11 protein-coding genes are annotated in these 21,752 nt (G+C 42.0%); 4 read left to right on the forward strand and 7 right to left on the reverse strand.

What is annotated here, in order from left to right; genetic code table 11:
* Positions 1 to 48 precede the first annotated feature (48 nt).
* The 7 genes from AAU57_RS11735 to AAU57_RS11765 all read right to left on the reverse strand — a co-directional run bounded on the left by AAU57_RS11735 (position 49) and on the right by AAU57_RS11765 (position 16,099).
* The gene (locus AAU57_RS11735; RefSeq protein WP_055413090.1) at positions 49 to 2,298 is read right to left on the reverse strand and encodes a BamA/TamA family outer membrane protein; all 2,250 of its coding nucleotides are present in this window, start codon (positions 2,296 to 2,298) and stop codon (positions 49 to 51) included.
* Positions 2,299 to 2,394: 96 nt separating this feature from the next.
* Positions 2,395 to 7,563, reverse strand: coding sequence for a translocation/assembly module TamB (locus AAU57_RS11740; protein ID WP_082438618.1), 5,169 nt, complete (start codon positions 7,561 to 7,563; stop codon positions 2,395 to 2,397).
* Between the two features lie 119 nt (positions 7,564 to 7,682).
* The gene (locus tag AAU57_RS11745; RefSeq protein WP_055413091.1) at positions 7,683 to 8,417 is read right to left on the reverse strand and encodes a hypothetical protein; all 735 of its coding nucleotides are present in this window, start codon (positions 8,415 to 8,417) and stop codon (positions 7,683 to 7,685) included.
* A 409-nt stretch (positions 8,418 to 8,826) separates the two neighbouring features.
* Positions 8,827 to 9,798: a transglutaminase-like domain-containing protein gene (locus AAU57_RS11750; protein WP_082438619.1), complete on the reverse strand. Its 972-nt coding sequence runs from the start codon at positions 9,796 to 9,798 to the stop codon at positions 8,827 to 8,829.
* Positions 9,799 to 9,838: 40 nt separating this feature from the next.
* Positions 9,839 to 10,783: an alpha-E domain-containing protein gene (locus tag AAU57_RS11755; RefSeq protein ID WP_055413092.1), complete on the reverse strand. Its 945-nt coding sequence runs from the start codon at positions 10,781 to 10,783 to the stop codon at positions 9,839 to 9,841.
* Positions 10,784 to 10,868: 85 nt separating this feature from the next.
* The gene (locus AAU57_RS11760) at positions 10,869 to 12,332 is read right to left on the reverse strand and encodes a circularly permuted type 2 ATP-grasp protein (RefSeq protein ID WP_055413093.1); all 1,464 of its coding nucleotides are present in this window, start codon (positions 12,330 to 12,332) and stop codon (positions 10,869 to 10,871) included.
* Positions 12,333 to 12,595: 263 nt separating this feature from the next.
* Positions 12,596 to 16,099 (reverse strand): methylmalonyl-CoA mutase family protein, encoded by a 3,504-nt coding sequence (locus tag AAU57_RS11765; RefSeq protein WP_055413094.1) that lies wholly within the window; start codon positions 16,097 to 16,099, stop codon positions 12,596 to 12,598.
* 101 nt (positions 16,100 to 16,200) lie between these two features.
* Here AAU57_RS11765 and AAU57_RS11770 point away from each other — a divergent pair, with 101 nt between their 5' ends.
* The 4 genes from AAU57_RS11770 to AAU57_RS11785 all read left to right on the forward strand — a co-directional run bounded on the left by AAU57_RS11770 (position 16,201) and on the right by AAU57_RS11785 (position 21,751).
* A complete protein-coding gene (locus tag AAU57_RS11770; RefSeq protein ID WP_055413095.1) occupies positions 16,201 to 17,295 on the forward strand; it encodes a serine hydrolase domain-containing protein in 1,095 nt (364 codons plus the stop codon).
* Between the two features lie 112 nt (positions 17,296 to 17,407).
* The gene (locus AAU57_RS11775) at positions 17,408 to 18,196 is read left to right on the forward strand and encodes a DUF1206 domain-containing protein (RefSeq protein ID WP_055413096.1); all 789 of its coding nucleotides are present in this window, start codon (positions 17,408 to 17,410) and stop codon (positions 18,194 to 18,196) included.
* Between the two features lie 128 nt (positions 18,197 to 18,324).
* On the forward strand, positions 18,325 to 19,098 hold the full coding sequence (locus AAU57_RS11780; RefSeq protein WP_055413097.1) for a DUF1206 domain-containing protein: 774 nt from the start codon (positions 18,325 to 18,327) through the stop codon (positions 19,096 to 19,098).
* 109 nt (positions 19,099 to 19,207) lie between these two features.
* Entirely contained in the window at positions 19,208 to 21,751 is a 2,544-nt protein-coding gene (locus AAU57_RS11785) for a PIG-L family deacetylase (protein WP_055413098.1), read from the forward strand.
* The last annotated feature ends 1 nt before the right edge of the window (position 21,752 follow it).

A 21,752-nucleotide genomic window follows, 5' to 3' on the forward strand; every position in this document is an offset into this window, starting at 1 on the left:
AAATTTCGCTTTCGCGAAAGCGAACTCATCATACACCTCTATCCATCATTAAAAAGGATAGCCTATCGCAAAGTTGAATACTGGGTTTGCAAAGTCATTTACCCAGCGATCGCCATCTGGCAAGGATGGATCGTGAAGCGGTGCGGCCAGGTCAAAACGTATCACAAATCCCTGAACGTCCACGCGCAGGCCAGCACCAGCACCTATACCCAACTCATTGTAAAAATTCCCGCTGAATTTCCCGCCTGGCAAACCATTGTTTGTGGTGTTCCATACGTTACCAGCGTCTGCAAAAAAGGCGCCTTTTACGTACCCGAAAATAGGGAAGCGATATTCCACATTTGCCTCTAGCCTCAAGTTTCCAGACTGGTCAAAAAAGGATCGATTATCGGTTGCTGGTGGTGCGTAGGTTCCTGGACCTAAGGATCTGGTTCTAAATGCCCGCACGCTATAGGCACCACCCGAAAAATATTGCTTGCTAAAGGGCATCACATCGCTATTGCCATAAGGAAGACCTATTCCAGCAAAAAGTCTGGTGGCGATGCGTTGTTCCTTGCCCGTGATAAAGTGATATCTAAAGTCTACATCCACTTTTGCATATTGTGCATATTCCAGTCCCAAGAATTCATCGCGCACCTCGCCGTCTGGATCTGGATCTCCTTCTTGAGCCAGCAAACTAATAGAGTTCCCAGCAATGTCGACGTTACTGTTGACAAAGAAAAGGCTCTTGCGATTGCTGCGCAGCATACCGTTATAAGTAAAACTATAATTCAATCCAGAGATGAACTGCTGGTCAAAACTGGTTCTTAAAAAAGCGTTATCATTGAGAATGGCATCAAATTCTTCACTTTGGTATAAGAGGTTGACATAATTGATCGCAATGGGATCGAATTCATGCGTCACGTACTTATTTGCCTGCCAGATGTATCCAAAACTTCCCGAAAAGGTCAAAAGCCCATAAAGCTTGCTACGATTAAGAAGGTTTGCCTCTGCACTAATGATGGTTTTAGGAATGGAATACTCAAAAACATCGCTGTCAAATGATATGGGCGCAATCACTCTAGGGAAAATCAGATCTGCGCCCAGCGCAAATTCTGTACTGGTAAGACCAGCTTGACTGTTGCTGGCTATTTGAACTTCGTAGGCTGCCTTTGCAGATAAATTCAACACCTCGCCACCTTTAAATAGATTGCGATTGGAAAATGTGAGACCCAAACTGGGACCAGCAAAATCATTGGATTTTGTCACTCCTTGAAGCTCTGCTCTTATAGCTCTCTTGTTGAGTGGTGATAGATAAATATTGGCTTCCAAATAATTAACCGAGTCATTTAAAATGCTATCGACCTCAGTATATTCAATATTTACAAATTTATACGCACCTATGGAACCTAGTCTACGGCTGGTGGCTTTTGACTTTTCTGGACTATACAAATCTCCTTCTCTAAGTGTGATAAAGGGATCCAGTCGATCTACCCTGAAAAACTCTACATCTTGAATGTAGTTCTTGTTATCAAATCTAGTAGTGTCCTGTGCGACGCTGTCCGCTCCTACGATGTTATGTGGGTAGACATTAATCTCCTTAATTCTATAGGGTTTTACCGCTTTGCTGGGCACGTCTTTCTTAAGCTTTAGAAATAGATCAAACTTGCGATTGTCGTACCTGTTGGTGTCGGCTTGAAAGATGAGAAAACCAGAATTGAAGTTGTAATATCCTTTCTCTTTAAAATTTTGATCGATACGCTCACGCTCTAATTTCATGGCAGATAAATCAAATCTCGATCCTTTTTGAATGGGTGAACTTTGCACCTGTTCTTCCAGCACATCATAAAACGGAATCGAGTCTCGATCCACCTGATAGGTCTCGAGCGTATACGGTTGTGGCAAATTGACCTGATAACCTACAGTGGCTTCTTTGGCATCCTCATTTCGTTCCACAGTAGAAGAAATGTTGCTGAAGAAGAAACCACGATTTTCCAACCGGTTTCTGATCAGGTCTCTTGTAGATTCTTCCTCAACATCAGATAAATACACAGGCGCCTCACCTATTTTTTTATTCATGAATTTTCTGAACCATCCAGCGCTATCCACATTGACTTTGTAGTAATAGTGCAATCCAGGACGCAAACCCAATACTTTAGTATTGGGAACAGGAGAAATCGCTTTTTCTAACTCTGCTTTCAACAAATCAACATCTTCTACTACTGCGGCAGAATCTACTTTAATTTCAAGATTATAGGAATCCAATAGCAATTCATCTTCTGGCACGTATTTTTTTACGGCACAGCTGTAGATTGTCATTATTGTCAATGATAACAGACCAACTTTTATGTAACTATTTGTGTTCAATTAAATATTCTTAAGTACCACTATCACTAGAAAGGTCGTTCATTTCTATTAATTCTCTTTTTCCTTTTGAGCCTCACGCTCCTTCTTGGTTGCTTCCTTTTGCTGTTGCGCTTCCTCTTCTTCCTTTCTTGCTGCTTCTGCTTTTTCCTGTTCTTTTTTCTTCTCCGCGTCTTCTTTTCTTTTGGCAGCCGCTGCTTCTTCTTGAACTGTTTTGGTAAACAAGTTCTTGAATTCATTGAATTCTTTGGTAAATATCAAACTGATCCCGCTAACGATAAGTTGTCCATCAATTACGTTATCAAATTGATTCTTACGGAAACCTTTTAATCGCCATTGACCAGATTCATTGAGTAAATATTCTAAACTCACGTTTCCTATCACTGGCGTCTGCCCATCTGAATCTGCCGCACTTCCCTGAATATCTACCTCACTACCTACACTCACGATCAACCGATCATCCAATAATTTCTTACTTGCCGTTACATCAAGTTGGGTGCGTTCTTGAGGGCTGTTCCCTTGATAATCGGTATAGCTATCGAGTCCAAAGTTTAGGTCAACTCCCGTATTGCCTAATAATTTACCACCAAACTGATTCAATTGATCACTCAAGGCTTGATTCAAGTTATCTCTGGCAATAGCAGCTGTTCCTCCAGAACTACCATCAGCACCACTGGTTGGGAAAAACTTGTTGAGTACCAAAAGCGAAAACACCTGCTTGTTCAATTCCTGATCCTGGCTATTTAATTGCTGAACGCGACCATAAACCTGTCCACCTATGGCGCCTCGATCATCCTCTGGCATGTCGAGTCTAAACGAGATGACAGGAGCCATCAATTCTCCATCTACATTGAGGTATACCAAGAAAGGCAATTCCTGACGGAATCGGTTTCTTGTCGCCACATCGGCACCGCTAGTTTGTGAGGCCATCAACGCACTGGCACTGGTTTCTACCTGATAAATAGCGCTCACGTCAAGATTGGCATCAAAGGGATCGCCTGACCAAGAAACGCTGCCGCCTTTGGCAAGATCAAACCTTCTGGAGACGATGTCATAAAGACTTAGTTCATAAAAACCGTCATTGATTTCATAGCGACCTGCAAGCGTCATGCGACCATTAGGTGTCATTCTAAATTTCAAATCACCATCGCCAGTCACCTGTAAATTGTCGCCAGTGGTTGGATCCACAATGATATTGACCTTTGCGCCATTAGTGATTCTAAGATCTGCGGTAATGTCATAACCCGTTAGTGTTGCGCTTTCTTCTTCAGTCTGTGTAAGAATATCATCTGGGTTTTCCTTGTTTACAAATTGAACGATCCCATCGCGCTGCACGATGTCTAGTTCTGTTGCTGGTATGACATAGGTTACATCTGTAGCATCATCAACATCCAGGGTCATCTTAATAACTGGAATGGTGAGATTACCTGTTATGGTTGCCGTCGCATCAAAAGTGGCATTACCGTAATACAAATCATTATCACCAGCGGTAGAGTTGAGTGCGGTAAAATCATTGGCTTCCAGACGCAAGTCAAAAGTTGGAGTGAGCAGATCTTCAGTACCTATGTTGCCATCGATGGAGAAAATATTACGGTCTGCATCGCGTACTTCAAAATTATTGAACACCAGACCATCGTTATTGATCACGAGTTTTTCGTCCTGCAATAAGAACGCGGCATTAAGCATATCTACCGTGAATCCTGCTTCATTAAAATCAAAAGATCCGTCATAAACAGGTTCCAGCGTGGTACCAGACAATTTCATGTTTCCTGATACATAGCCTTTCCCATCAGACAAAAACTCTGATGCGATGTTGCTTACTGTAGACATATTAAGGCGCTGTAGATCGAGATCAAAGTCTATTTGAGCAGCCACTGAATCCACACGGTAATCGCCATTAAGTCCCATGTCAACATCGTCGCCTTTAAGCGTCATGTCCATCGTGTAAATATCTCCAGAACCCGAGTCTGCATCTAGCGTCAACACGCCTAGAGGCACTTCCAGAACATTGAGATCTTGGATATTCAAGTCTGCGGTAAAGCCCATTTTATTGAACATATCTTCCAGCACCAGTTCACCATTAAGGCTTCCGGTAGCAAGTTTTTCATCAGGATTGAGCAGACTTAGCAAGGCTTGTAGCCTAAAGTTGTCCAAAAGTATCGCCAAATGGTCCTTATCCACACCAGTCAAATCACTTCGCAGTTCTACACTTTGGGACTCGTTAGAGAGTTTAAAGTCAGTGAAAGTGATCAAATTATCACCATAAGCAATGCTATTGCTTTCTGGTATGGTCCACGGTTTTCGGTTGAGGATTAAGTCCTCCAACTTAAGACGGAATAATAGGTCTTCAATACCGTTTTTGTTACGCTTTCGCGAAAGCGAACTCCCAAAATGCATCAAAACTTCTTCTTCATCATAAGAGATAAAATCAAGATTCAACTCATTTTGCGACACGACACCGTTTAGGTTGGTGCGTTTGATGGCAAGCGGTCCAGACTCCAAATCCTTAAACCCGATGTCAAATTTTAAACTGCTCGCATCTGACCTGGATGTGATGAGCAAACTATCTATCTCACTGCCCGCATATTTTATGTAAGGCGCCGTGATATCTGTATCCAGTTTGCGATCCAATTCATTGAAATCCATCGCAATTTGAACGGTGTCCAAAGCCTCTAGACTGGGCAAAATCACATCTCGTAAAATGGGTGCTGGAGAAAGGTTTCCCTTGATTTTCATGACTACCGGCTGGATGGTATCCATATCCACATTAGTCGTCAAGTAGCGATCTATATGGCGCTGCAGGGCTGCTGCAAGTGCTGCAGGATCTGCATTGGATCGTAGCTGCAAATCGAGCATTTTATTTTTGACATCAAGCGATGTCGTGTCTGGTCGTACAAAGGCTTGCAAGTCGACATTACCCAGTAAATATGACTGCTGGTCAAATACGGCAATACCATCTGCGATGGTAGAATTGACCTCATAATTTGTGGCATCACCTTTAAACGTGGCAGAAATCTTACCGGCAGCCTTGACGTTTTGGTTGGTAATCCCAAAAGCGTTCAAATCAACACCAGCAATATCGAGCTTTACGTTTGCTGTGGTAGCAACGCTGTCCAGTTGGACCTGACTATCTAGGTCGACATCAATATTGTCGTCCCTATATTTTGAAATAATGGATCCATTACCGTTTTTAAACTCTCCTTTGATGGGTAGATCCTTGATTTCATAACCATTGTAACTAAAGCTGTTGACATTTGCATCAATCACAGCATCCAAGTTATTAATGGTCGTACCAGAACCGCTGGTCTTTAAATTAAGACTCAAGGTGCCCAATTGCGGGTTCTGCAAGATGCTACCTAAATCCACTTCTTGAGCTTCCATAGTGGCGTTGAAAGTTAATACCTCTTGATTTTTAAAACCGCCATTTAACTTGATCGTACCTGAAGTTGTGGTTAGAGTAGCTTTGGCCGTGATATCATCGATCCTACCTTGTGCATTTCCTGCCAGAGAGAATCGTTGTGGCAATTGAATACCTAGGTCTTGCTCGCTCACGAATCGGCTCACATCTGCTCTCGTGGATCGCATTTTAATGGAAGGAAAATCAAGATACAAATTATCGGGATCTGTAGCGTTGCGCAAGCTACCTGTAGCTATGATGGCAGTCTCGTTACCCCATTTTGCAACGAGATTGGGTATTTGCATAGCTTGAGTAGAACCAGTTGCCTTTAAGCTACCGGTAAGCGGTCGTTTGCTAAGAGCCAATAAATATTCATTAGACCTTAAGTCCGGCTGAAATCTGAACACATCACTTAAATCAATACGATAACTAGGAATGGCCACATCCAGCTGCACATTTTCTGGATTATTGATAAAGTTGTTCATGCTCTGGTAACCTAACTCGATATTGCCTTGTAAGGCATTATCGTTCACTTGAGCATTGAGATCTGAGATATTGATGGATTGATCTGTGGCAGCAATGGCTAACGAGAATTGATTCACATTGATTCCAGAACCTTCCTTAAAAGTCAACTCCTGGATCGATGCTGTTGCTCCTTGATTTTCATAATAAAAACGATCTGCTAGTAATCTCAAATCACTGATCAAAATGGCATTGGGATCAAACTGGTTTTGCTTGGGCGTTGCGCCGTCAAGGCTGTAATCCACCAGATTGTTTTTTAAGTCAAGGTCTTGAACGTCAATGATAAATTCAGGCCACTCAAATGCGGTGGTAGCTGTTGTTTCCTCAGGTTCTTCTTGATTTTTTACCGTGCGCATGGCGACTTTGATGTCGCTGTTGTTAAGTGTGAAAAAATCAACGGTGTAGGCACTGTTTTGAACATCTGCCTGGGAAATAGAGGTTTCCAATAATCCTATAAAGCTGTCAAGGTTGATCGCATCTGGGACAGATTCATAACCCAACTGGACGCGATCCAATTTTAGATTGCCTACCGTGATTTGCGGTAATGGCGAGTCTCCAGCGTCGTCTGTAATAGCTTCGGCGATGGTGGTGTCTGTGTTGGGGTCGTTGTCGGGTTCCGCTTTCGCGAAAGCGGTAACAGTATCCTTATCGTACTTTATCACGGCATTTGTAAGCGACACCTCATCGATGTCAACAACCATTTGCTCCAGATTCAATTCATTCATGGAAAGTTGGAAACTGCCAAAGGTTACCAAAGCGTCCAGTTGTTCCACATCATCCTTGAACGTGACGTCAAAATTGGTAAAATCCAGATCGCCTATGGACAGCTGTAATGGCTCTGAGGTTGTCGTGGTATCTTCTACCACAAAAGCATCCATTAAAAACTGATAATTGAATCCATCGACAGTGTCCTGCCTGTTGATTCTAGCCTTAAAACCATCCCAACGCGCATAGTCGATACTTATACCGCCACCATTGATGATAGGCCACAAGGGAACACTGGCTTCCAGACTTTTTGAGTAAACGAGTGTATCGCCTTTCTTATCGGCTAGATAGAGACCGTCCAGTTCAATATTTCCATCAAAAGTGACAAATAGATTATCAATGGAAACCTCGGTACCGGTCTTGCCTTCCACATATTTAACGGCTTGACCTACAATGATATCTTGTCCCCAAGGACTGCGAATAAAAAGCACTAGAAGTAGCAGAAATATAAGGATACCGGCAATGACTCTGGCCAGTCTGCGCAGCCAGCGGTATTTGCGTACTTCCTTATTCTTCTTTTCTTCGTCTTTGGCCACCTTGCAAGTTGCGTTTAGGGTACTTCTTTAGGGATGGCAAATTGCTAAAATCCTATGGCAATGCCATTAGGATTAGGATAAGATTGTGCAAATACGATCCTTGATCGTTTTGCAAGGGCTTATTGCCTCTCGAGACTAAATTGCGTTAGATCACTGAAAATTGTGAGAGCTACAGAATTGGGCGCTTGATTGCTGCGAGATATTCCGAGACCATAGGTTTGGAAAGCTCGCAGCTCAACCAATCCTTTGAAGGTAACCGTTTCCTTATTTCTGGTAAGAGCCGCAGTCAAGGTTGCTGCGGGTAATGGATTGTTGTTTTCAGAAAGAAAGAATTGAATTTGGTCTGCTCCATTGTTTTGTTCCTTTCTAAAAGTAATGGTGAAGATGACTTCATAAATACCACTAATCTGAGTACTCATTGAAAACTGATTGGACACATTCATTCCAGACGATCCTGAACTTGAAGATGCTCCAGTAATAGCAGTGTTGTTATTTCTCTGCAAATTATAATTACCGTCGTTGCTTAAGGTGGACTGCCCGTAAACACCTGATAACTCTGGTGAAGTTTCACCTTTAAATGAACTCCATTTTGTGCCGTCCCAATAGTAAAAACCTTCCAATGCACCACCGTTTGCCTCATCTGTATTCCAAACCATCAAACTTTTTTGAGGATTAGTTACAGGAGCCGCTTCATTCAAATCATTCAAGTCCATTCTGGGAAACAAAACTCCTTTATCGCTTGAGGTGATGTCTAACATAGCAGATGGATCGGGCTCAATAGTATTGATCCCAACTTGACCATAGGTCCATGACGTTAGCAAAAAAGTGATTAGCAACACACATAAAAGCCTCATTGTAAAATTTTTATGCAAAATTACTTGTGCATACCAATAACGAAATGGGTAAATTGTTAAGATCACTATCGTCTTGAAACCACCAATCTGCTTGCAAAGCCAATAAAATCCAATTTCACTTTAAGATTTGATGTAGGAATTAGAAAACAAGAATATCCTGGAATGCTAATAGATTTAACGATAAAAGGATTAAAATCAATTTTATAGATGAACGGTAAGGTTTTGTCGCTAATCAAAAACAAAACAGCTTAAAAAAACTTTATAAGGAGACTGTGAGTATTTTCCTTTAAAAAATTGTTCTTGTTAAAATTTTAAATTTGTAGGTACAAATAATTTCGCGTTGCAGTACAGATTTTTGAGCCTTAATTGGCTGGAGTAAAATGTATACTAAGAATATATCAGCATTGAACTATTGCTGCTGTTGCTGCTGCCATTGCATTTGTTTCATTAAGATCTGGTCCTGTTTGTAATTCTGTTCCTGGGATTGTGTTTGGATCTTGTTGAATATTCGACCTGCGGCAAATTCTTCTACAGTTTTTACGCGTACGGTGTAAGTGGTCTCGTTAGACCCATTACCAGATAAATAAACGACTCCTTTAATAGGCGCACAATCTTTATAGTCACGACCGTGCGTCACCTTGATATGATTTCCAGCGGCCATAAGATTGTTGGTAGGGTCAAAACCTATCCAACCATTTCCAGGAATAAAGCATTCCACCCAAGCGTGCATCTGTAAATCACCTACCAGTCCATTATCTTGATGTAAGTAACCCGAAACGTAACGCGCTGGTATGCCATTCAATCTTGCCATTCCACAAAAAACATGTGTAAAATCCTGACAAACACCTTGTTTCTTGGTTAATATCTCAGTGATTGTGGATTCTGTTGTGGTGACTTCTGTTTTGAAAGTGAAATAATTAAAAGACCATTTCGTCAATTCCAATAAATTCTGGAAAACCGTTGTGGACCGATCCATTTTAAATAACTCTTGAAATTGCTTTGGAATCGTGGTCAACTCTGTTGGAGTTAAAAAAGATTCATGATCCACTTTAAACACCAGTTGATCAAGCGCTTTAAAATCAGCCGTAGGATCTGTAGGCTTTACCGCGGCAAAGGGATTTTGATCTTCTTTGACCAGTTCAATACGAGCGGTAAACTCAATGGAATGAATAGGTTTTTTAACTCTCAATTTGAGCGTCTTATTACCAAATCCATCTACAGATTCCTGATAAGGCACTGCTTCAGAATTCTCAAAAGTATATTGATGGATGGACTGTGATTCATTATTTTCCGGAATGATCAAAAACTGCCACAAGGCCTCTTTTAATGGCGACTCATAGGTGTTTTTAGAGTGGTAAATGATCTGATATTTCAGGGCCATCGGCTATGCAAATTGAGAGTGTAAATAAAAGCAATTCTTACTAATAATGTAGGTACTCCTTCTCTACAGTATTGGCGACTTGGTACAGGGTATTCTGGATCTCGCTGATGTGTTTTTCAATATCCTTCTCGATACTTTCCACTTGGAGGTACTTGTATTTTGCTTGGGTTTTTCCAATCAAATAGGCAGCAGATCCTTTGGTTGGCAGCTTTTCCTGTGAGATTTCATCAATATGTCTACCTGTTCTGTTCAGGCTATTCATAATGGATCGCGGGCAATCTGGATGAAGTACCAGAAACTCCAACACATTCTTACAATTAGGTGCCTTTTTGTAATAACGACGCATCATGTCATGCGACTCAATACATTTTAATAGTGTGATCCATTCATAACTATTGTTCAGATCATTGTTGCTGTTTTGAGAGACCAGCGCGTCCTTATACTTGGCATGAATGATGCGGCTCACTTGAATCGCTCTTTCAATACTTATTCCCAACATAATAATGGCATAGATCTCATCGTGAAATAATGTACCTCGTATTTTTTCCCTTAAGATCGCCGAAGACTCGGTAACCAAAACAGTAAAATCAAACAGCCCTTTATTTTTATAGAACTCCACATCATAATTGAGCACCGCATGATAAAATTTATTTAGAGATTCATACAACTCCGTAGAAATCACATCGCGAGCACTGTTGGCATTTTCACGAGCATTTTTTACGGCATTGATGATGGAAAAATCAGATGCGGTATTCAAACCTATGTCAAACAATACTTCCTTCTCATCCAGGATGGTTTCCTGATCCACTACGATGGTATTTGCCATAAACAAGGAAGATCGCAGGACTCGTTGTCTGGATTGAGATTTCTCGCTGGGCGCATCCAGTGACGAGAAATAATTGACGTTCAAGAATCGGGCGATGTGTTCTGAGCGCTCGATATAGCGGCCCATCCAGAATAAATTATTGGCAACGCGTGCTAACATAAATGTGTTTTTGTGTAATGGTTGATAGGTAAATGAAAGGATGTTTGAAGGGTTCGCTTTCGCGAAAGCGAACTCAACACCAGCCTCATGGTTTTAAAACCCAGGTATCTTTTGATCCGCCACCTTGTGAGGAATTCACAATCAAGTTACCCTTTTGCAAGGCCACACGGGTCAAGCCGCCTTTGAGCACAAATTCCTTGTCCTTACCTAGAATCGTGTATGTGCGCAAATCGACGTGTCGCGGCTCAAATGAATTGGCATCTTCTATATAGGTAGCGTGAACGGACAGCGACATGATGGGCTGTGCGATGTATTTGCGCGGACTGGCCTGTATGGTTTTCTTGACCTCTTCAATTTCAGCCTTTGTCAGTTTATTCCCTATGGAAATGCCGTATCCACCAGCCTCGTCCACGGGTTTGATGACCAGCTTGTCAATGTTTTCCAAAACATATTTCAGCTCTTCTGGGCGGCTGCAATGGTAGGTATACACATTATTTAGAATAGGCTCTTCATCAAGATAATATTTGATGATTTCTGGCATATAAGTGTACACCGCTTTATCATCTGCAACGCCGGTTCCTGGTGCGTTTACTAAAGTCACATTGCCCTTGCGGTAAGCCGAAAATAAACCGGGAACACCCAATGTTGAATCTGGCTTGAACTCCATGGGATCGATAAACTGGTCATCAATCCTGCGGTAGATCACATCCACACGTTCTGGTCCATTGATGGTCTGCATGTAAACGAAATCATTCTCTACAAAAAGATCACGACCTTCCACAAGCTCCACGCCCATAGCTTTGGCGAGATAGGAATGCTCATAATATGCCGAATTATAAATTCCTGGCGTGATGACCACACAATTGGGCTGGTCCACGCCCAAAGGTTTTACAGTCTCCATGATCTCCAAAAGGTTCTGCGCATAATCTGTCACGGTAAACGTTTGGTATTCATCAAAAACACCAAACAAAGCCTTTTTCAATGCAGTGCGATTGCAAATCACGTAGCTCACGCCAGATGGACAACGTATGTTGTCCTCGAGCACATAGTACTCACCATCGCTATGCTTGATCAGGTCTGTTCCAGAAATATGGTTGTAGATGCCACCAGGTGGCTCTATCCCATTCATTTGATTGAGATAATTTGTACTGGAGCTGATCATTTCCAAGGGGACGATACCATCCTTGATAATTTTCTTGTCGTGATAGATATCATAGAGAAAATGATTGAGCGCCTTGCTGCGCTGTAACACGCCGCGCTCGATGTGATCCCATTCCTTAGCATCAATAATTCTGGGAAAGAGATCAAAAGGAAAAATTTTCTCTTTGGTTTCTTTCCCACCATATACCTGGAACGTGATGCCTTGATTAAAGAAAGAGGATTTTGCCTTATTGTTCAAGGTGGCAAAATCGTCCACACTGTGCTCGCTGTAAATATCAAAGAGCTTTTTGTAGACCTCCTTTACGTTTCCATCCTTATCAAAGATCTCGTCATAGGTTTCGGGAGCTCTTTCATAGTTAGAAAAAATCGGATGATTAGATTGGATCATTGATGAGTGTTTTTGTTAAAATAAAACAAGAAGACCAATCAAAGTATTAAGATGTACATAAATATGTTAGAAAAACGAGAGAATGCCTTTAAATCTTTTAAACTAAAAATATGTCTATTAATTTCTCAAATTAAAGGTATCGTTTCTACGATTTATACAATTAATGAGTTTCAAGAAAATAAAAGGATGAGCTGATGCTCATCCTTTTATTGGGGTTAAAATTTAATATTAAAATGCTATTAAGGTACTTTGCTATCGCTTCCCTACATATTCCTCCTATACTGACCACCTACCTCAAACAAAGCTTCAGTGATCTGGCCTAGCGTACAGATTTTGGTGGCTTCCATCAAGTGTTCAAAAATATTTCCTTGTTCGACGGCAGCTTGTTGAATGTTTGAAAGTTGTTCTTGTTGCGCTTTCGCGAAAGCGGAATGCAAATTATCCTTAGTAGCAATTTGAGCCTGTTTCTCTTCTTCCGTCGCTCTAATAACCTCAGCTGGTAGGACCGTTGGGCTACCTTTCGAGCTTAAGAACGTGTTCACTCCTATGATCGGGAACTCGCCGGTGTGTTTCAACATCTCGTAATGCATGGACTCTTCCTGGATCTTGCTGCGCTGATACATGGTTTCCATAGCACCTAGCACGCCACCACGTTCTGTGATGCGGTCAAATTCCTCGAGAACGGCAGCCTCAACCAGTTCTGTCAACTCTTCAATGATAAAGGCGCCTTGAATAGGGTTCTCGTTTTTGGCAAGTCCTAATTCCTTATTGATGATCAACTGGATGGCCATGGCACGTCTTACCGATTCTTCCGTTGGTGTGGTGATCGCCTCGTCATAGGCGTTGGTATGCAACGAGTTACAATTGTCATTTATAGCGTAAAGAGCTTGCAGCGTAGTTCTAATATCGTTGAAGTCAATCTCTTGTGCGTGAAGTGATCTACCGCTGGTCTGAATGTGATATTTCAACATCTGCGCACGCTCGTTAGCGCCGTATTTATTCTTCATGGCTTTGGCCCAAATCTTTCTCGCCACACGACCGATAACAGAATACTCTGGATCAATACCATTTGAGAAGAAGAAACTTAAGTTAGGACCAAATTTATTGATGTCCATACCGCGGCTCAAGTAGTATTCTACATAGGTAAATCCATTTGCCAGTGTAAAAGCCAACTGTGTAATGGGGTTTGCTCCGGCCTCTGCAATGTGATATCCAGAAATAGAAACGCTATAGAAGTTGCGCACTTTTTCTTCAATAAAGTATTCTTGAACGTCACCCATCAATCGCAGGGCAAATTCGGTTGAGAAAATACACGTGTTTTGTGCCTGATCTTCCTTTAGGATATCTGCTTGAACGGTACCGCGCACTTGCGCCAGCGTTTCAGCTTTGATTTTTGTATAATCTGCTGGTTCCAATATCTGGTCGCCCGTCAGACCTAAAAGCATCAGGCCAAGACCATCATTGCCTTCTGGCAATTTGCTGGTATCTACCTGGCCGTTTTTGGAATACACCTTTTCGCCTTGAGCGTTTAAATAAGAAGGCCTTTCAACATTATTGTCATCATAGATTTCCTTGAGCTTTGCTTCTACTTTATCGCCTAGTCCATTTTCTGTAATGAAACGTTCACAGTTTTGATCAATCGCAGCATTCATGAAGAATCCCAACAACATGGGCGCTGGACCATTGATCGTCATAGAAACCGATGTCATCGCATGCGACAGGTCAAAACCAGAATATAATTTTTTAGCATCGTCCAGACAGCAGATGCTTACACCAGCATTACCGATCTTTCCATAAATATCTGGTCGCAATCCTGGATCGTTACCGTAAAGCGTCACACTATCAAATGCGGTACTCAAACGTTTTGCCGGCATCCCAAGACTCACATAGTGAAAACGTTTGTTGGTACGTTCTGGTCCACCTTCACCGGCAAACATTCTGGTAGGATCTTCTCCTGTTCTCTTAAACGGATACAATCCTGCGGTATAAGGAAATTCTCCAGGCACATTTTCCTGCAGGCACCATTTTAAAATATCGCCCCAAGCAGTGTATTTAGGCAACGCTACTTTAGGAATCATTTTATGGGAAAGTGACTCTGTATGCGTTTCAATCTTGATGACTTTATCTCTTACCTGGAACTCATAAATAGGTTGTTTGTATCTATTTACTTTCTCATCCCAAGTCGTGATGATTTCCCAATTGTAGGGATCCAGGTCTTTTAACGTTTTGTTGAATTGGGCGATGAGCAATTCTATGAATTCTTTGTCATCCTGAACTTGTTTCAGGATCTCTTCTTCATTTAAACCTTTTTCTGTAATGAACTGTTCTCGACTGCCGCTCGAACTGACATTTTCATTTTGTTCAACTAGCGTAAGTATCGTTTGATAAATACCAAATAGCTTTTGGGCAACCTTTGACTGAACTTCAGCGGTTTGATCGTAAGATCTGTTACTTTCTGCAATCTCGCTCAGGTAGCGTGTTCTCGATGGTGGAATCACAAAGATCTTTTCGCTTTGTGCTTTGTTAAGTTCGTTTGTAGAGCTGAAATCGGCTCCGGTTTTCTCGGTGACCTCAGTCATCAAGGCCTCGTACAACGCATTCATTCCAGGATCGTTGAACTGGCTTGCGATGGTACCATAAACTGGCAAGGTCTCAGGGTCTGCTTCCCAAAGGTTGTGATTGCGTTGGTACTGTTTTTTAACATCGCGCAAGGCATCCAGTGAGCCACGTTTGTCAAATTTGTTGATCGCCACCACATCTGCAAAATCCAGCATATCGATCTTCTCCAGTTGTGTCGCCGCACCAAATTCTGGTGTCATGACATATAAAGACACATCGCTGTGCTCCAAGATTTCAGTATCGCTTTGCCCTATACCGCTGGTTTCAAGAATGATCAAATCATAGTTGGCCGCCTTTAAAACATCAACAGCTTCCTGCACGTGTTTAGAAAGAGCCAGATTGGACTGGCGTGTCGCTAGCGATCGCATATAAACACGATCGTTGTTGATCGCATTCATGCGTATTCTATCACCCAATAAGGCGCCACCAGTCTTGCGCTTTGATGGATCTACAGAGATCACACCTATGTTTTTTTCAGGGAAATCGATGAGAAAACGACGTATCAATTCGTCTACTAATGATGATTTTCCCGCACCACCAGTTCCCGTGATTCCTAGGACAGGTGCTTGTTTTTCGGTTTTATCGGCTTCGTTAAAATGTTTTACGAAGTCTTCGTGTCTGTTTTCGGCCAGCGATATGAGCCTTGCAATCGTCGGCACGTGGTTTTGCAATAATTCTCCGTTTAAGTTCGCTTTCGCGAAAGCGGGAACAGGAACATCACACTGCTTCACAAGATCATTGATCATTCCCTGCAATCCCATGGCACGACCGTCGTCTGGCGAATAGATGCGCGTGATACCATACTCCATCAATTCCTCAATTTCTGATGGCAGGATCACACCACCACCACCACCAAAAATCTTGATGTGGCCAGCGCCCTTTTCTACCAGCAAATCACGCATGTACTTGAAATATTCGTTGTGACCACCTTGATAGGAAGTCATGGCAATACCATTGGCATCTTCTTGAATGGCAGTATTGACGACTTCTTCCACACTTCTATCGTGGCCCAAGTGGATCACTTCACAACCCGTGGATTGTATGATGCGACGCATGATATTGATTGCAGCGTCATGACCGTCAAAAAGACTGGCGGCAGTAACGATACGTACTTTATTTACTGGGATATATGGCGTTTGATCTTGCATTGCGAATTTCGTATTTAAGGTGCTGCAAAATTACGAAAACGATAGCGTTGCGCTTGCTAATGATGTTTTAAACTTTCGCGAGTTTTCAAGATCTTAGATACATGAAATTACTACCAGCCCTACTTCTCGTTTTCTTGACCATTTCCTGCTCTGATCCTGAGACGGTTGAGTCCTCAACACCTGATGAGGCAATGCTTTATTTTCCGCCAGTTGATGGTACGACTTGGGAAACAACAACTCCAGAAAGCTTGGGATGGGACGAGTCTAAACTAGCAGAATTATATTCCTTTCTGGAAAACAATAACACCAGAGCATTCATACTACTTAAAGATGGTAAAATAGCTAGTGAAAAATATTGGGGAAAAGACCTTCTGGAACGTTTTGATTTTGATGCTAATTCACAATGGTATTGGGCCAGTGCCGGAAAATCCTTGACCAGTGTTCTTACAGGAATTGGGCAAGACAAAGGACTTTTATCCATTGATGATGCCACCCAAGACTATTTAGGCACTGGATGGACATCCATGATGGCTGGTCAGGAACGCCGTATTTCTATTAGGAATCAATTGTCCATGAATACCGGACTGGATTTTACCAATGGCAATTTGAGTTGTACTGATCCAGCTTGTCTCAACTACAAATCAGACCCTGCAACCGAATGGTATTACTACAATGCGCCATATACATTGTTGCACGAGGTGATTTCTATAGCTGGAAATGCTAGCTATAACCAATTAACCGATGAATGGCTTGAAAATAAAATTGGTATGTCTGGTACCTGGCGAGAATTGGATCAAAATAATGTGTATTTCAGCACTGCCAGAGATGCGGCACGCTTTGGCTTGTTCAATCTAGCTCGAGGAACTTGGGACGATCAACAAATACTTACTGAAGCATATTTCTCGCAAATGACACAAACCTCACAAAATCAAAATCCGTCTTACGGTTTTTTATGGTGGTTGAATGGCAAGAGCGAGACTGTTTTTCCCTCTTCAACAGTCGCTGTCAATCGGCCAGTGACCTTGAATGCTCCTGATGATATGTTCAGCGCTTTAGGGAAAAATGGACAAATCATTGACGTGGTACCCAGTGAGAACCTAGTTTTGGTACGATTAGGAGGCAATCCAGATGACGCTGAAATTCCCATCGTGATGCACGATGAATTATGGGAAATCCTATCTCAAATTATCAATTAGAAGTCACTTGCTGTTTTATTATTAATGAAGCGCTTTCTTTAGATTGTGATTTCTGTAAGAAAAGACATATTAAATTTTCGGATATTTGAGAGAACTGACCAAATTTCTCACCATGAGCTCCAGCAAAAAAGAAACACTCGCCCGTATAGGTATCGCGACTAAAGGAATTATTTACACTATTTTAGGAGGATTGACGGCCTATGCAGCCTTTAATTCCAGGAAAAATCTCACCTCAAGCGATGGTGCGCTGGAATATATTGCAAGTCAAAGCTTCGGTAAATTACTGTTGATCATTACAATCATAGGAATCGCAGGATATGTTTTCTGGCGATTGTATCTCGTAATCAAGAATCCAGATGGTAATTCAGATTCAGAAGCCAAGTCTACCGTGAAACGTATTGGATATTTTTTGAGCGCCGTTTCCTATGCGCTGTTAGCGTACACCGCTATTGAAATTATTTTGAATAGTTCACAAGGTGGTTCTGGAACGCAAGGATGGCTTTCCATGATTCTGGATCAATCTTGGGGATCTATTTTGGTATACCTTATTGCATTGATCTTATTGGGTAAAGCCATTTATGAATTGTACAGGGCCTATTCCGGAAAGTTCAAAAAGCGTATTCAAAATGCAGAGCTTGACCACAAAGCACAATCCTTTCTAATTAAAGCCGGTAAAGCAGGTTTTACGGCTCGTGCGATCGTATTTGGGATCATAGCGTTTTTATTCTTTAAAGCAGCCTCACAATCTGATGCTCAAATGGCTGGAGGCACAAAACAGGCTTTTTCTTTTCTGCAAGAACAAGGTGGCCTGGTTCTTCTGGGCATTGTAGCCTTTGGCTTGGCTCTGTACGGCATCTATCTGCTGGCCAGTTCCAGATATAGAAACATTCCTATTCAGTAAGAATCTTTTTCAAATTGGCATTCTCGATTTGTTAAGTTCTACCGAACTTTCCGTCGATAGCTCTTGATATAGCAGTAGATTGAGTAACTTGAACCTTCTTAAGCTTCAAGTAACTCCACTACTCAACATTGAAAAATTCAAGACGTTTTTCCAGATTTGGTATTGCCACTAAAGGATTGGTTTTCTTTTTAATAGGTGTGATGGCGCTTATTACAGCACTCAACCTCAATTATGCCCTAAAAAACGAAAAAGAGATCATTGAATGGGTCTATAGGTTGGAATTTGGCTGGTTTTTACTGCTGATTATCATTATTGGTTTATCGGGTTATATTTTTTCCAGATTCTACCTCACTTTCAACCGCAACGATTACGATGGTTCCAACGGCAAACCCAAATACCGCAGAGCTGCCTACCTCATCAACGGATTAGGATATTGTCTCCTGCTCTTGACCTGTATCACTATTCTTTTAGGCAAGAACGATTCTGGAGATTCTGAGTTGAAGATTATGGTATTGCAATCAGTCATAGGGAAGATTGTGGTTTACATGATTGCTTTGGGACTTGCCATAAGTGCGGTGAATGAATGGTGGATTTCGTTTTCTGTAATGATGGACAAAATGATCAATCCAGAAGAGTTGAGTCCCAAGCAATATAAGTACCTATTACTTTTAGGTAGATTTGGCAGGTTCAGTCGTGGGATAGTTTTTGGGATATTTGCCTATGTTCTTGCCAGGTCTGCTTACTACGATCTTCAAAATTTACCTGAAGGAGCAGATGCTGCCTTTGCATTTATAAGTGCCACCTATGGCGCATTCATTATGGGAACGGTAGCATTTGGAGTAATGTGCTATGGTTTGTATCTCATTTTGAGCGGTAAACACCGCAACATTCCCATTAAGTAATTGTAATCTTTTATCGATTGCCTTTGACTCCTTTTACTTGAAAATACTTACGCTAGAATGTGAACCATTGATTTAGAATTTAATCCTATAAATTCTATCTTCACGATCTATGAAAAAACACGTTCTTAATCTATTACTTGCGTTTTTATTTGTGGCAGGCACAGTGGCACAAGAAAACAGACTGGGCGATGCGCCAGTAAGCAGTTCAGAAATCTACCACCATATTGAAAAGTTAGGATTTTTAGGATCTGCCTTATTTATTGCGGCACATCCGGATGATGAAAATACCCGTTTGATCGCCTGGCTGGACAATGAAAAAATGGCGCGCACGGCCTATTTATCATTAACCCGAGGCGATGGTGGTCAAAATTTAATAGGTCCAGAGTTGAGGGAACAATTGGGAATGATCAGGACGCAAGAACTGCTGGAAGCCAGAAACGTCGATGGCGGCGAGCAATTTTTCACACGCGCAAATGACTTTGGGTATTCTAAGGATCCTGAAGAAACACTGGATATCTGGAATAAGAATGAGGTTCTGTCAGACGTGGTTCGGGTGATACGTAAATTTCAACCAGACATCATTATCAATAGATTTGATCATAGAACTGCTGGCACCACGCATGGCCATCATACCAGCAGCGCCATTCTAAGTGTCGAAGCTTTCAATATGGTGAGCGATAAAAATGCCTTTCCTGCACAATTAAAATACGTCGACACCTGGAAACCAGAGCGTTTGTTCTTCAACACCAGCTGGTGGTTTTATGGTAGTGAGGACGCTTTCGCGAAAGCGGACAAAACAAATCTTCTACAAATAGATAACGGCGATTATTTCAGTTCGACCGGCTACTCTGTAGGCGAGATCGCCGCATTGAGCCGAAGCCGCCATCAATCTCAAGGGTTTGGATCATCGGGATCAAGAGGCTCTTCCACCGAATATCTGGAGTTTCTGGAAGGATCTTTTCCTACCGACAAAACCGATCCGTTTTCTGGTATCAACACCACCTGGACCAGAGTAGATGGCGGTAAAAAAGTACAGTCGCAATGGGAAACCGTCCTGTCCAACTATGACTTCAAAAATCCAGCATCAAGTCTAGAGGATCTGCTCGCATTGCGCAAAGAAATTAGTTCGTTATCAGCCGGTTATTGGAAAAATGTCAAATTAGGCGAGGTTGACAAGATCATAAAAGAACTAATTGGTCTGTATGCCAAAGCTTACGTGACACAACCTTATGCCACGTCTGGCGAGACCATCAAATTGAATCTGGAACTTGCGAACCGAGCCATAGATAAATTGAATTACCAGATCAACAATAATGCAGCGATTTCTTTTGAAAAAGCCGCTGGTTCTATCTCTAACAATACTTCCATCACGGTAGAAGGAACTCTAAATATCCCTAGCGATCAAGCACCTACAAGTCCTTACTATTTAGAAAAAGAAGGAAGCTTAGGCATGTATGTGGTGGACGATCCCAACATGATAGGAATCCCTGAAGCAACGGCAGCTTTTCAGGTTCCAGTAATTTTGACGTTTGGCGATCAGAAAATTGAGATGTCTTTACCTGTCATATACAAAACCACAGACCGTGTACGTGGCGAGATTTATGAACCTTTCCATATAGTACCAGAAATTGCTATTTCTGTTGAGAATCCTGTGTACATTTTTAGCAACGACGAGAGAAAAAATGTAACGGTCACCGTGAAAGCCTATAAGGACGTTTCCAACATCGCACTCTTTGCCGATATTCCAGCAGGTTGGATCCAACCCATGGTGAAGCAAAAGCCATTTTCGCTATCCAAAGGTGAGTCCATGTCCTATTCGTTTATGATCACATCACCTAACGATTCTGCCGAAGGTGAAATGATCATTTATGCCACATCTGGCAATAAAAAATATGATCAAGAGGTCATCAACATTGATTACAACCACATTCCAGACCAGCAACTGGTGCGACCAGCGACCGCAAAACTGGTCAATCCTGGACTTTCCAATCTTGCGCAAACCGTTGCCTACATCAACGGAGCCGGCGATGATGTTGCCACGGCTATTGAAGCCATAGGCAGCAAGGTGTTTAAATTTGAGCCTGGCGAGGTCCCATCTGATTTGAGTAAATACGATGCCGTGGTCGTGGGAATCAGAGCCTTCAACGTGGAGCCAGAAGCCATGGCAAATCTTCAAAACAGACTGGATACCTTCGTTAAAAACGGCGGTACGCTGGTCATGCAGTATAACACAGATCGCGGTATTCCTAGTGATGCATTGGGACCGTTGGAGATATCGCTTTCGCGAAAGCGAGTTACCGACGAGAATGCAGCTGTAACCTTCCTACATCCAGAAAACAAAGTCCTGAACACACCTAATAAAATCACGCAACAAGATTTTGAAGGTTGGGTTCAAGAACGTGGACTATATTTCCCAGAAAACTGGGATCCAGCGTTTGAGCCCATCCTAGGCATGAATGATAAAGGCGAGTCCCAAACTAAAGGAAGTTTGCTGGTCGCACCTTATGGTGACGGCCATGTAGTCTACACCGGTTTAAGCCTTTTTAGAGAATTGCCTGCTGGCGTTGCTGGTGCTTACAAATTGCTGGCAAACATGATTAGTTTGAGTAAAAACAGACCTAACCTTGAAACAAAACAAGATCAAAAGTTCTAAA

This window comes from Nonlabens sp. YIK11 (assembly GCF_001413925.1).
Classification (GTDB): domain Bacteria; phylum Bacteroidota; class Bacteroidia; order Flavobacteriales; family Flavobacteriaceae; genus Nonlabens.

Coding starts and splice junctions, on each gene's coding strand:
- AAU57_RS11770 (WP_055413095.1), top strand. CDS start 16,201: ATGAAATTACTACCAGCCCTACTTCTCGTTTTCTTGACCATTTCCTGC.
- AAU57_RS11745 (WP_055413091.1), bottom strand. CDS start 8,417: ATGAGGCTTTTATGTGTGTTGCTAATCACTTTTTTGCTAACGTCATGG.
- AAU57_RS11785 (WP_055413098.1), top strand. CDS start 19,208: ATGAAAAAACACGTTCTTAATCTATTACTTGCGTTTTTATTTGTGGCA.
- AAU57_RS11765 (WP_055413094.1), bottom strand. CDS start 16,099: ATGCAAGATCAAACGCCATATATCCCAGTAAATAAAGTACGTATCGTT.
- AAU57_RS11775 (WP_055413096.1), top strand. CDS start 17,408: ATGAGCTCCAGCAAAAAAGAAACACTCGCCCGTATAGGTATCGCGACT.
- AAU57_RS11755 (WP_055413092.1), bottom strand. CDS start 10,783: ATGTTAGCACGCGTTGCCAATAATTTATTCTGGATGGGCCGCTATATC.
- AAU57_RS11735 (WP_055413090.1), bottom strand. CDS start 2,298: ATGACAATCTACAGCTGTGCCGTAAAAAAATACGTGCCAGAAGATGAA.
- AAU57_RS11750 (WP_082438619.1), bottom strand. CDS start 9,798: ATGGCCCTGAAATATCAGATCATTTACCACTCTAAAAACACCTATGAG.
- AAU57_RS11760 (WP_055413093.1), bottom strand. CDS start 12,332: ATGATCCAATCTAATCATCCGATTTTTTCTAACTATGAAAGAGCTCCC.